At 33.5% G+C, this 13,118-nt stretch carries 9 protein-coding genes and 2 pseudogenes; 3 read left to right on the plus strand and 8 right to left on the minus strand.

The features are described from left to right. From LQ686_RS07635 to LQ686_RS07650, 4 genes and pseudogenes are all read right to left on the minus strand, one after another. A pseudogene (locus tag LQ686_RS07635) lies at window positions 1-705 on the minus strand (IS3 family transposase); the annotation flags it as partial. Between the two features lie 114 nt (window positions 706-819). Continuing rightward, window positions 820-2,178 (minus strand): branched-chain amino acid transport system II carrier protein, encoded by a 1,359-nt coding sequence (gene brnQ / locus LQ686_RS07640; protein ID WP_119493918.1) that lies wholly within the window; start codon window positions 2,176-2,178, stop codon window positions 820-822. Window positions 2,179-2,431: 253 nt separating this feature from the next. Next, window positions 2,432-3,709: a hydroxymethylglutaryl-CoA reductase, degradative gene (locus LQ686_RS07645; protein WP_119593839.1), complete on the minus strand. Its 1,278-nt coding sequence runs from the start codon at window positions 3,707-3,709 to the stop codon at window positions 2,432-2,434. Beyond that, on the minus strand, window positions 3,709-4,866 hold the full coding sequence (locus LQ686_RS07650; protein WP_119593841.1) for a thiolase family protein: 1,158 nt from the start codon (window positions 4,864-4,866) through the stop codon (window positions 3,709-3,711). Before LQ686_RS07650 ends, LQ686_RS07645 begins: the two co-directional genes overlap by 1 nt. Window positions 4,867-4,968: 102 nt before the next feature. On the opposite strand from LQ686_RS07650, the gene LQ686_RS07655 reads away from it, so the two are divergent. Then, window positions 4,969-6,138, plus strand: coding sequence for a hydroxymethylglutaryl-CoA synthase (locus LQ686_RS07655; RefSeq protein ID WP_119593843.1), 1,170 nt, complete (start codon window positions 4,969-4,971; stop codon window positions 6,136-6,138). Window positions 6,139-6,363: 225 nt separating this feature from the next. On the opposite strand, the pseudogene LQ686_RS14355 reads toward LQ686_RS07655, so the two are convergent. Then, window positions 6,364-7,750, minus strand: a pseudogene (locus tag LQ686_RS14355) (MFS transporter). Window positions 7,751-7,913: 163 nt separating this feature from the next. On the opposite strand from LQ686_RS14355, the gene LQ686_RS07665 reads away from it, so the two are divergent. Next, window positions 7,914-8,657 (plus strand): glycerophosphoryl diester phosphodiesterase, encoded by a 744-nt coding sequence (locus tag LQ686_RS07665; protein ID WP_025907524.1) that lies wholly within the window; start codon window positions 7,914-7,916, stop codon window positions 8,655-8,657. Window positions 8,658-8,755: 98 nt separating this feature from the next. Here LQ686_RS07665 and LQ686_RS07670 read toward each other — a convergent pair whose 3' ends face one another. Next, window positions 8,756-10,099 carry a dihydrolipoyl dehydrogenase family protein gene (locus tag LQ686_RS07670; RefSeq protein ID WP_103361658.1) on the minus strand — a complete coding sequence of 448 codons (1,344 nt, stop codon included), beginning with the start codon at window positions 10,097-10,099 and terminating at the stop codon, window positions 8,756-8,758. Window positions 10,100-10,119: 20 nt separating this feature from the next. After that, window positions 10,120-10,557 carry a MarR family transcriptional regulator gene (locus LQ686_RS07675; protein WP_049320318.1) on the minus strand — a complete coding sequence of 146 codons (438 nt, stop codon included), beginning with the start codon at window positions 10,555-10,557 and terminating at the stop codon, window positions 10,120-10,122. A 196-nt stretch (window positions 10,558-10,753) separates the two neighbouring features. On the opposite strand from LQ686_RS07675, the gene LQ686_RS07680 reads away from it, so the two are divergent. Beyond that, on the plus strand, window positions 10,754-10,939 hold the full coding sequence (locus tag LQ686_RS07680; RefSeq protein ID WP_025907530.1) for a hypothetical protein: 186 nt from the start codon (window positions 10,754-10,756) through the stop codon (window positions 10,937-10,939). A gap of 48 nt (window positions 10,940-10,987) precedes the next feature. On the opposite strand, the gene mecA1 is transcribed toward LQ686_RS07680, so the two are convergent. After that, window positions 10,988-12,988 carry a PBP2a family beta-lactam-resistant peptidoglycan transpeptidase MecA1 gene (gene mecA1 / locus LQ686_RS07685; protein ID WP_107572959.1) on the minus strand — a complete coding sequence of 667 codons (2,001 nt, stop codon included), beginning with the start codon at window positions 12,986-12,988 and terminating at the stop codon, window positions 10,988-10,990. Window positions 12,989-13,118 lie beyond the last annotated feature (130 nt).

Genomic DNA, 13,118 nt, shown 5'->3' on the forward strand with positions numbered 1-13,118 from the left:
GTAAATAAGTGATATCTGTTAAAAGTACTTCTAAAGGTTTCTCTGCTTTGAAATTTCTATTCAATAGATTATGTGTCTTATAATATGGATTTCCTGGTCTTTTCGATTTCTTCACGCGTACTTTACAATTTAATTTATGTTTTTGCATAATCCTTTGTACTTTCTTGTGATTAATTGGTTTATTATTTTTTCTATTTAATAAGGCAGCTATTTTTCTATAGCCATATGTAAAACGATGTTTCTTACATAGTTCTATAATTTCTCGTTCATCCTCAGATATACTGAAATCTTTGTTTTTCCATCTGTAATAATTTGATTTTGGAATATCTAAAGTTTCTAAAATGAGTTTCACTGTATATTTAGATTTTAATTCATTTACTAATTCAACAACTACTTCTGGGACCACTTCCTTTCCAATTCCTTGTACTTTTTTAAAATTTCATTTTCTACTTCTTTGCGCTTTAATTGAAATTTGAGCGATTCAACAGTACTTAACTCTTCTATACCTTTTCCATAAGAATATTGTTTACCCACTTGTTGATTAAACCTATGTGTTTCACCATCTCTATACCATTTCCACCACTTATTAACTTGAGATTCATTTTTAATATTTAAAGTATCCATTATTTCTCTTGTGCTAAATCCTTTGAGTTTCATTTCTACTACTTTATATTTTGTTTCAACTGAATATGCCACTCTTTTCATAGAAAAAACACCTCCGTATAAATTCATTTTAATATGAATTCAACGAAAGTGTTTTTATTTTACTCCCACATCCTGGGGTTAATGCATAGTCGAGGTAACTTGCTTTTGTCTGAATTATGTTGTTTTGTATGATGATTTCTTAAATTGATATACGATGAAGCCGATGATAAATCCGACAACGGCTGGTAATACCCAACCCATTCCAATCGTGAAGAATGGTAAGAATTTTTCGCCAAAAATGATAACTGCATGTGCAAAACCTGTATTTGCGATGAATTCAGGACTTGCTTTAATACCATCAACAAATGAAGCGATCATTGTAAAATATGTCGTAAATTGATAAATGATTTTTGAATGATTAAAGAATGAACTGAATAACGTTAGCAAAATAATTGTAATCGCTAAAGGATATAAAAACATTAATACTGGTGTAGAGTATTCAATAATTTTTGTTAAACCAACATTAGCAAAAATACATGAAATAATACTTACAACTGTTGCAAACATTAAATAGTTTTGCTTTGGAAATAGTTCTGTGAATGTTTCTGAAAAGGCTGTGATTAGGCCAATAGCAGTTTTTAAGCAAGCTACGATAATGATGAGTGATAGTAATATGATGCCGTAATCACCTAAATAATATCGTGCGATTTGAGCTAAAGCTATGCCACCATTTTCACTCGCTTTAAAATGACCTAAACTCATCGTACCCATAAATGCTAATAAACTATAAATAATACCCATTAAAATAATACTAATCGTACCAGATTTGAATGTTTCTTTCGCAATATGATTTGGGTTTGTAATACCTAACTTTTTAATAGTTGATACGATAATAATACCGAATGCAAGTGCAGCTAAAGCATCTAGCGTATTATAACCATCAATGAAACCTTTTAATAACGCGCTGTTTTCATAATCAGGACTAATATTAGCATTTGATACTTGTCCAATTGGATTAATAAACGCTAATAAAATCAATAAGCCTAAAAGGACTAAAAATACAGGATTTAAAAATTTACCGATATATTCTAGAATTTTTGAAGGTTTTTTTGAGAAAAACCAAGCAACTAAGAAGAATAAAATACTAAATATCGATAAATATAATGTGACAGATGAATCTGAAATAAACGGTGTAAATGCAATTTCAAACGATGTCGTTGCAAGCCTAGGTAAAGCATAAAAGGGACCAATTACAAGATAAAGTAAAATCGTGAATATATAAGCATATTTGCGATTTACACGTGTCGTTACTTCAAAAATACCATTCGTCTTAGAAATACCAATTGCGATAATTCCTAAGAATGGTAAACCAATCGCAGTAATTAAGAAACCAATATTGGCCGTTAAAACATTTGATCCTGCCAGTTGACCTAAATGAATAGGGAAGATTAAATTTCCCGCTCCAAAAAACAAGCCAAAAAGTAATGATCCGATATATATATTTTCTTTAAAAGTAAGTTTATTTTTCATGATGATAAATTTCTCCTATTTTTTTAATCAACTTCACTATCTTAATGTGTTTTGTAAGAAGATGTCAAATTGATATTGAGGATATACAAAGAAAGAGCCTAGGACAAGGATGAATACTGTTCTAGGCTCTTTTATGTTTACTTTTGTGGCGCTAACGATCAAGAAACGAAAACAAGATCGTTAGAAATTCTAACGTCCAAGAAAGCGAAACAAGATCGTTAGCGCACCGAATCGCATATCTAAGCTCACCAAATTTCTAGTTATTTCTCATCTCATAAAGTAATCCTTGTGCTGCTTCTAGGTTTGGTTTATCCATATTTTTAAGTGCTTCTGTTATTAGTTGGATTTCATTACCTTTTGCACCGATTTTAATTGCTAATGATTTATAGTGTAGGTTCATATGACCATGTTGTATACCTTCTGATACGAGTGCACGACATGCTGAAAAGTTCTGTGCAAGTCCGACTGATGCTACAATATGCGCTAATTCTTGTGCTGTTTTAACGCCTAGTAAGTCTAATGTAACTTTAGATATTGGTAAGAGGTCTATGCTTCCGCCAATAATGCCAAGTGTTAATGGTAATTCTATTGTACCTACTAAAAATTCGTTATTTCTATCATATTTCCAAGTTGTTAAACTTCTATATTGTCCGTCTTTACTTGCATAAGCATGCGCACCTGCTTCAACGCTTCTCGTATCATTACCTGAAGCTAATACAACAGAGCTAATACCATTCATAACACCTTTATTATGAGTCACTGCTCTGTATGGGTCGATGTGCGCTAATACAGATGCTCTCTCCATACGGTGTGCGACTTCTGCACCGCTTACTTCACCTTTTTCTAAGTCTGAAACGGCAATTTTACCTTCGATGCGAATCACAGATGTTGTTGAATAGTTTGAAAGGATACTCATTAATACGTTTGTATCACTTAATTGAGTTTCTAAATAGTGTGCAATACCTTCAAGAATAGTATTGATAATATTAGCACCCATTGCATCACGTGTATCGATATGAACTTTTAAAGAAAGCATGCCTTCTTCAGGGAATTCATCCGTTTCGATTTTGCGGTAACCGCCACCTCTTTTAAGGATAGAAGGGTAGACTTGATCGGCTACTTGGTGTATATCTGATTCTAAATTTAGTATATCCTTAGATAGTTGAGCAGTATCTGTAACATTATCAAATACGATTTGACCTATTTTAATATTGTCACTTTGAACAACTTTAAGACCACCAGATTTGTTGAAAAGTTTAGAACCGAAACTTGCTGCTGCGACTACTGAAGGCTCTTCGACCATCATAGGTACAGCGTATGCTTTATCTTCTACTATAATTTCAGGTAAGACACCTACTGGTAGCGTACCTTGACCAATGACATTTTCGATTAAATTCTCTAAAAGTTCTTTATCTATTTCTGAATTGTTAAGTAATATTTGCTCAGATTCTTCTTTAATCCAACCATGATCTTTTAATTGTTTGATTTTCTCAGGTCGTGATAAGTGTCTGAAATCTTTCGTTAAAGGTTTCATTAAAGTCCTACTCCTTTTTCTATCATTAATGCTATACCTAAGCCACCACCGATACATGCAGTTGCAATACCCGTTTGCTTATCTTCTTGTTTTAAGGCATGTGCAAGTGTTGTAACTAATCTTGAGCCAGTTGAGCCTAGTGGGTGACCTAAAGCAATCGCGCCACCATAAATGTTAAATTTCTCATCTGGAATGTTAAGGTTCTTTTTAACAGGAATGCTTTGTGCTGAGAATGCTTCTGTCATCTCAACTAAATCGATATCTTGAATTGTTTTTCCAGTCTTGTTTAATAGTGACTCTACAGCATAGAATGGTGCATAACCCATATATAATGGATCACAGCCGATTTCAGCGTGTTGTCCGACAGTTGCTAAGATTGTGTAGTCATGTTCTTTCGCGTATGATTCACTCATTAAAATTAAAGCAGAACCACCGTCGCTTAAAGCTGAAGCGTTACCCGCAGTAACTGTACCGTCTTCTTTGAAAATTGTCTTTAATGTTGCAAGATCTTCTATTGTACTTTCAGGTCTGATTAATTCATCTGAAGTTATTGTTTCACCATTAACATCTTCTAATGGAACAATTTCTTCATTGAATTTACCAGCTTTTGTTGCTTTATCAGATTTTAAATGTGAATTTAATGCAAACGTATCTTGTTCTTCACGGGTAACTTCATATTTAGTTGCAATTGCTTCTGCAGTTAAGCCCATCGCCATATTATGAAAGACGTCTGTTAAACCATCATGCATGAAACTTTTAACAGGTGCGTCGCCTTTTTTAAGCACAAGGTCTGGTGTGTTTGTCATGCTTTCGATGCCGCCTACAGCAACAACATTTGCTTCTCCAAGTTGAATAAGTTGTTTCCCTAAAATGATAGATTTAAGTCCTGATCCACAAACTTCGTTTACTGTCATACCAGGTGTTTCATATGGTAAACCAGCATTTACAGCAATTTGTCGAGCAGCATTTTGTCCCGTACCTGCTTGAACAACGTTACCGAAAATTACATTTTCTATATCTTTAGGATCTAGTTGGATTTTATTAATTGCAGATTTTAAAGCAGCAGTCCCTAATTCTACTGCAGAGTAGTTACTCAATTTTCCTCTGAATTTTCCTACAGGTGTTCTTTGAGCACTTACGATTACAACTTTATTCATATTTTATGTTCTCCTTAAAAATTTATTTATTAATAATTGTCAATATTTAATGTAGTTTGATATCATTCAATATATAAAATAACATATTGAGAGGAAATTATTATGGCAATAGGTATTGATAAATTAGATTTTTACATCCCAAGTTTTTATGTAAGTATGGAAGATTTGGCAAATGCTCGTGGAGTAGATCCAAATAAATTTAAAATTGGTATCGGTCAAAATAAAATGGCCGTTAATCCAGTAAGCCAAGATATTATATCAATGGGGATTAACGCTGCTCAAGATATATTATCTGAACAAGATAAAAAAGATATCGACATGGTGATCGTAGCGACTGAATCAGGCGTTGATCACTCTAAAGCAGCATCAATAGAGATTCATAACCAATTAAATATTCAACCATTTGCACGTTGTATTGAAATGAAAGAAGCATGTTACTCAGCTACAGCAGCTATCCAACTTGCTAAAGACTTCTTATCAAACAATCCGAGTAAAAAAGTACTTGTAATCGCATCTGATATCGCACGTTACGGATTAAATTCAGGTGGAGAACCTACACAAGGTGCAGGAGCAGTCGCTTTACTATTGAGTCATAATCCTAGAATTTTAGAATTAAATGACGATAGCGTTGCATATACAAATAATGTATATGATTTCTGGAGACCAACATCTGAAAAATATCCTGTCGTAGATGGTGCTTTATCTAAAGATGCATACATTGAATCATTCAACACAGTTTGGAATGAATACGCTAAACGTACAGGTCATAAAGTAAATGATTTTGAATCATTCTGTTTCCACGTTCCATTTACTAAAATGGGCGAAAAAGCCTTCAAGACTATTTTAAACGAAAACGTAGAAGATTCAATTAAAAACAGATTAATGGATGCATATCAAGATTCTGTACTATGGAATAGAGACGTAGGAAATATTTATACAGGTTCATTGTATTTAAGTTTAATTTCTTTATTACAAAACCATACATTCCAAGCAGGACAAGAAGTATGTCTATTTAGTTATGGTTCAGGTGCAGTAGCTGAAATATTTAGTGGTTCAATCGTAGAAGGTTATGATAAAGCGCTAGATAAAGAAAAACACTTAGACATGCTTGCATCAAGAGAACAATTATCTGTAGAAGAATACGAAACTTTCTTTAATAGATTTGATAACCAAGAATTTGACTTCGAACGCGAACTCAGACAAGCCCCATATTCAAAAGTATACTTACACAGTATCGCAGATCACATTAGAACATATAAAACAGAAGAATAATAAATAAAGCCTAGGACATCTCAAGACGTCCTAGGCTTTTCAAATTTTTAGGTGTATTTTTTGAGTATGAGTTGTAATACTGAAAAGATGTGAGTTAAAGGTGTGATAAACTCACGAGATCGTAAAAGATATGAGTTAAAGATGCAGTAAACTCACGAGATAGCGAAAATTGAACTTCATAAGTAACAAAGCCTAGGAGGTTGTCCTAGGCTTTTGCTTTTTGTATTAAACTTTTTCAATATATTGATCTTCGTGCTCGACATCTTTACCTACTGGTTCCCATTTAATATAAGTAGTAATGATTAGCCCAACTATAGGCACTAATGCTAATAGCAGCATTGTCTTATTTAATCCTAAGTTAGCTAATATAATTGGAAAAATAAATGTACCAAACATACTACCGAATCTACTCACGGATTCAACAAAGCCTGTTCCTTTACCTCGTAGAATTGTAGGGTATGATAGGGCGGCAATTGCTTTACCTTGAGTTCCTGGTCCACCTGAATGTCCAAATAGGAAAAATGCCACCATTAACGCAATCAACCAAGTATAGGTATGTCCATAAAATAAACCTATAATAATCATGGCTGTCCCTACAATGCTAAACCCAGCAATTGTTAATTTACGTGCGCCATATTTTGTTGTGAGTAATGCACCAGTTAAACCGCCAATGATACCCGCGATATTAATGAGTGCAGTACCTGATAAGGATTCGATTTTGTTTTCTCCGATTATATAAATTGCGATTAAAGGAATATATAGACCGATTGCATAGTACTGCATACCTTGTAATGTTGCAATGGAAGTCGCTAATATTGTTCTTTTACGATAGCGTTTATTAAACAATGTACGTAAAGGATTTTTAACTTCTGTTTTACTAAATGATTCATCTTCACCTTTATTAGGTTCGATATTCACATTGATGTTGTAGTTCTTTACTCGCTTCTGTTAAGGTTTTATTTTTCATTGACCATGATGGGCTTTCGCTTAAATAAAATAATCTTAAAACGAGTATAATCGTTGCGAACACTGCGCCGAGTGCTACGGAATAACGCCATAACCAAGCACCTGTACCAAGAGAATATAACAAAATAACGATAAGAGCCGAAGATACAACGGCGATATACCAAACGACTTGCCAATAGTTGACGTTACGGCCTTTATCTTTTTTATTACTGATTTCTGCTATAAAAGTAAAAGCAACTGGGCTATCCATACCAATTGCAAATCCCATCAATAATCTGAAACATAATAAAATAGCTGGTGCAGGTGATAACGCGGCACCAATCGCCCCGATAATTAAAGAAATCAATGAGACAGATAGAATTAATTTACGACCTAATTTATCGGCGTAAAATCCACCAATTGCAGCACCAAATAATGCACCGAATGGCATTGCTGTCATAATGAATGATAAGTAAGTCGGAGAAAGTTTGAATTCTTGAGTAAGTTGATCAGTTGCTGTACCTAAAATTGTTAAATCATAAGCATCTAAAAATATTGTGCCTAATACGATAATTAATAATAGTGACGTACGCTTTGTCGTCTTACGTTCGTTCACATAATCGATAATATCCTGTTTAGTATGTATTGTAATTGTTTCACTAGCCATAACCATACCCTCCTTAAAAAATCTACACACATTTTGTTGGCAATAAACAGACCAATAATGTGATAATACAGGTATGCTGATTCTACGGATGTTTGTTGTAAATATATACCCTAAGAATCAAAAAATTAACAATTTAAAAATAAAAAGCGCAAGGAGAGGTAATATGCTAACAATATATGGACATAGAGGATTACCAAGTAAAGCTCCAGAAAATACAATAGCATCTTTTAAAGCAGCTTCAGAAATAGAAGGTGTAAAATGGCTAGAGTTAGATGTTGCCATTACAAAAGATAAACAATTAATCATCATTCATGATGACTATTTAGACCGTACAACAAGTATGTCCGGGGAAATAACAGCATTAAACTATGAAGAATTAAAAGAAGCATCAGCAGGATCATGGTATGGTGCGAAATTTAAAGATGAACGCTTACCAACATTCGATGATGTGATAGAAATAGCAAATGAATATAACATGAACCTAAATGTAGAGTTGAAAGGCGTCACTGGCGCGAATGGACTCGTTCTATCTAAAAGTATGGTAAAGCAAGTTAAAGAAAAATTAGCAAACTTAAATCAAAATCAAGAAGTACTCATATCAAGCTTTAACGTCGTACTCGTTAAACTAGCAGAAGAAATCATGCCAGAATATAAAAGAGCTGTCATCTTCCATACGACATCATTCAAAGAAGACTGGAGAACATTGTTAGACTATTGCAATGCGAAGATAGTGAATACAGAAGATGCCAAACTCACAAAAGCAAAAGTAAGAATGGTCAAAGAAGCGGGTTATGAATTAAACGTTTGGACCGTAAACAAACCAGCACGCGCAAACCAATTAGCAAACTGGGGCGTTGATGGCATATTTACAGATAGCGCAGATAAAATGGTGCATTTGTCTGAGTAGAGAGACTAAATAGTTTCTGGCACTAGATTTTCCAAAACAAAAACAGAGGTAAGTCTTCCGTATTAGTGACGGTAGTCTTACCTCTGTATTTATATATCTTACATCATTGCTACTTTTAATAAATCTAGCACGCCGCTTGATGATCCTGGGAATGCAAAGATGAGTTGATTGAGGTCTTTGGCTGTTAGTTTTTGGTTAACGATAAATGTGAGTAGGTTGATTAAGTTTGCTGCATCGTCTGCGTAAATTTCTGCACCAACGAGTTGTTTGTCTGCATTTATTATAATTGTCATTTCTGCTTCTGTTTCATTTTTATATTCAAATACCATTTGTTTACCAAATGGTATGTCTTTTATTGTATATGCTTCGCTTTGCTCTGCATCTTTAACTGTAACACCTATTTGTGAAAGTCTTGGTAATGAGTATAATACTGATGGTATCACTGGATATTGAATTGGGTTTGGATTGATACCTAATATATGAGTCGCGATGTAGTTAGATTCAAATGTTGCTGTTGGTGTTAATTTAGGGATTGTTTTATCTAATACATCTCCGCTTGCATATATGTTGTGTATGTTTGTTCTTAAATAATCATCAACTTGAATACCTTTTTCACTATATTCGATGCCTAATTCGTCTAGTCCTATATTTTGTACATTTGGTTTACGTCCAGTAGCATCTAGAACATAGTCAGTATCAACGCTAAGTCCTGTTTCTGTTGTTACGTGATAACTGTTACCAGTTTGTTGTACTGATTGAACATTTTCATTGAAATGGAATTGTACGCCTTCAGATTCAAGTTTATGAATTAATTTCGCGATGTGTTTTTCATTAAATCCATCTAATGGTTTATCTGTATGGTGGATGACATGAACTTCAGCACCTGATTTAATTGCGATTGAAGCGAATTCGATACTAATAATACCAGCACCAATAAATGTGATGCTATTTGGCATTTTATCTAAAGATAAGAAGTCACGACTATCATGTGTTAATGCGCTACCTTCTATATCTAATTTATTACTATGTTGTCCTGTTGCAATGACGATGTTTTCAGCTTGAATAGGCGTACCTTCAACATCAACTGTATGAGCATCTACTAATTTACCGGCACCCATTATAACTTCGATACCTTGTTGTTCAAACATAGATTTAAGCGTATTGGAAAGGGGATTTATGACAGCTTTCTTATATTGCATCAAGTTCTCCCAGTTTACATGTAATTGGTCAGATTCAATAATTTGAGGATAGTGACTAGCTTCTTCTAATACTTCATAAGGTCCTTCAAGTAAGATTTTGGCATTACAACCGTAATTTGTACATGTACCAGCTATCGTGTCTTTTTCTATAATGGCTACAGATTTGCCTGCATGTTTTAACGTTAACGCAGCGTGCCATGCAGCATGACCACTTCCTATAAATACAACATCAAATTTTTTCATAGTTTATCACCCTTTATATGTTATTTATTTAATTGCTTTCTTAAAGTTGTTTCTAATTGATCCATAATGTCTTTCGTTTGTTTGTATAATTCTAAATTCATATCTTCTGATACACATTTAGAGATAGCATCGTAAATAGGTTGCTTTTGATCTTTCCCTTTTTGAGTTAACGAAACAATTAATTGTCTTTTGTCTTGGTCTGATTTTTGTCGAGTGACCCATCCTGATTGTTCTAATCTTTTAAGTAGTGGGGTAAGCGTGTTGCTTGAAAGGTCCAATTTATGACCAATTGAATGTAATGTTTGAGGATTTTCCTCCCATAATGAAAGTAAGACTAAATATTGTGAGTAAGTTAAACCAAATGACTTAAGCTCTTTTTCATAAAATTGGGCAAATAATCGACTTACATTATATGCTGAGAAACAAACTTGATTGGCTAGTTTCATATTGTAATCCATAAAATACTCCTTTCTATCGTGTGCGATTGATTATATATTAAATTATCGTGCGCGATTAATCAAATGTGGTGCTCACAAATTGAAAAAAGGTACTAGAATTGATAACTTGTAATTAATACAAAGTAAAGATTGTCCTTTTACAGAAATTGTAATAATATAAATTTAAAGATGAACATGTAGTCGTGGAGGGATGGTTGTGAGTGAAAATCATGACAAAGATATTAACGAGGAAATAGAGAAAGAATTGCTAGAATATCTAGAGAATAAAGACGAAATTGAAGCAGCAAAGCCTAAAAAGAAAAAATATATGAGCATGGTATTTCTATGCAGTTTAATCATTGCGTTGCTATATATTTCTAGAATTGTTATGAATATTTTTTAAAGACATAAAAACAGAGCAGCATCCAATCGCGGATGCTGCTCTGTTTGTTTATTTATCAATACGATACGTTTTCTTACCGTTATCATATAAATCGTCATACACTTTTCCAGATATTTTGGCATTGTAACTTGCCATGCCTTTATCTTGTACATCTTTCACATTAATAGCCATCATCATATTTGGATTATTTTTATCATATGAAATGAACCAACCTATTTGTTGTCCTGTCTCACCTTGTTTCATCTTGAGTTCAGCTGTACCTGATTTACCAACTAAGTTGGCATATGATCTATAAATATCTTCTCTATGTGTTTTGTTAACGACTTGTTGCATACCGTCTGTTAACAACTTAATATTTTCCTGGGAAATGATGTTCTTCTTCCAGACTTTATTTTTCGTATCTTTCAGTACATGTGGTGCATTCACATTACCTTTGTTCTCTAATGCGCTGTATATTGAAAGAATTTGAACAGGATTGATTAATATTTCACCTTGGCCATAACCTGAGTCAGCTAACAATATTTCATTATCTAAGTTCTTATTTGAAATTTGTGCATTGTAGAATGGATAATCACTCGGGATATCTTCACCAACACCAAGGCGTTTCATTCCTTCTTCGAATTTTTTGCTGCCTAATTCAAGTGCAACTCTCGCAAAGAAGATATTATCTGATGATTCAATAGCTTGTTTTAAGTCAATATCGCCATTCACGACCTCATATCTTGTAACGTTGTAGTCACCCCAAGATTTATCTTTTTGCCAACCTTTTCCATTAATTTTATAACTTGTTTTGCCGTCTAATGTCTTATTGTTTAAGCCAATCATGGCTGTTAATATTTTTTGAGTCGAACCCGGTGATGTCGTAATTTGGAACTTATTAAGGAGTGGCTCTTTATCATCTTCAGTTAATTTCTTATAATCTTCATCGTTCATTCCATTCATAAATGGATAAACATCATAAGATGGCGTGCTGACAAGTGCTAAGAGTTCACCAGTTTTTGGATGAATAGCAGTCCCCGAACCGTAGTCATCTTTCATGTTGTTATAAATACTTTTTTGGACTCTAGCATCAATGGTTAATTTAATATCTTTACCGTCTTTTTTCTTTTTCTCGATTAATGTATCTATCACTTTATTTTGATCATCAATAATTGTGACACGGTATCCGTCTTTATTTTGAAGTTCTTTATCGTATAGTTTTTCGATACCTTTTTTACCAACGATGGCATCCTTTTTATAACCTTTAAATGCTTTTTGCTTCAATTCTTCTGAATTAATAGGGCCAACGTATCCAAGTAAGTGCGTTGTTGCTTCTTCAAACGGATACTCTCGACTTTCTGTTTCCTGTGATGTGAGATGATACTTTTCAACAAAATTCTTTAAATCTTGATTCATATCTTGAACAGTCTTGAGAGGGACGAATGTATCATCTTTAACCCAATCCTGTTCTGTTTGTTGTTTAATATACGATTCTGAAAGGTCTAACTTTTCAGCGATTGCTTTGTAATCACTTGTGGAAACATTATTAGGAACAATACCAACTTCATGTGCTGTTCCTGTAGTGGCTAACTCTACATTGTTTCGGTCTAAAATCTTACCACGTTCTGATTTCAATGGTTCAATATTGATGGATTGATTTTTCTTCATGCCTGGAATAATGACACTTTGATTCCAATCCAATTTCCAATCTTTATCTTCTTTAATAAAGTTTAATTTAACGTCATGATTAATTTTGCCGTAATTCGTTTGCAGTTCATACTTTGCTGTGACTTGCTTTTTGTTTTTCGAAACCTTTTTGATATCACGATCTTTAATGTTGATATCTTTGACGCCGAGACTGTCATAAATCTTAATAGGGCGGTCTGTCATTTCTACTTCACCATTATCGTTTTTAGATTGGTAAGTACTATTTTTAAAGACTTGCTTAACGTTTTTATCTTCAATGGCATCAATTGTTTCGTTTATTTTCTTATCTTTAGATGCATAAAAGAATACGCCTGAACCAACAGCGATGATTACAATCACGATGGCGATGATTAATTTTTTCATAAGAATCCTCCCAGAATTAGGACTAAGAATGAGTGTTTCAGTTATTCAAGTTGTGAATACAAATATAACATAAATAATCAATTTACCCTTATTATGAAAGTTTATTAATGGAGTAATATACACTTTAATT

This window comes from Mammaliicoccus sp. J-M41 (assembly GCF_022385935.1).
GTDB classification, from domain to species: domain Bacteria; phylum Bacillota; class Bacilli; order Staphylococcales; family Staphylococcaceae; genus Mammaliicoccus; species Mammaliicoccus sciuri_A.

What these genes read in the sequence shown, in the direction of transcription:
- LQ686_RS07645 (WP_119593839.1), bottom strand. Translation starts at nt 3,709, where the DNA reads ATGAAACCTTTAACGAAAGATTTCAGACACTTATCACGACCTGAGAAA.
- LQ686_RS07650 (WP_119593841.1), bottom strand. Translation starts at nt 4,866, where the DNA reads ATGAATAAAGTTGTAATCGTAAGTGCTCAAAGAACACCTGTAGGAAAA.
- LQ686_RS07655 (WP_119593843.1), top strand. Translation starts at nt 4,969, where the DNA reads ATGGCAATAGGTATTGATAAATTAGATTTTTACATCCCAAGTTTTTAT.
- LQ686_RS07665 (WP_025907524.1), top strand. Translation starts at nt 7,914, where the DNA reads ATGCTAACAATATATGGACATAGAGGATTACCAAGTAAAGCTCCAGAA.
- LQ686_RS07670 (WP_103361658.1), bottom strand. Translation starts at nt 10,099, where the DNA reads ATGAAAAAATTTGATGTTGTATTTATAGGAAGTGGTCATGCTGCATGG.
- LQ686_RS07675 (WP_049320318.1), bottom strand. Translation starts at nt 10,557, where the DNA reads ATGGATTACAATATGAAACTAGCCAATCAAGTTTGTTTCTCAGCATAT.
- mecA1 (WP_107572959.1), bottom strand. Translation starts at nt 12,988, where the DNA reads ATGAAAAAATTAATCATCGCCATCGTGATTGTAATCATCGCTGTTGGT.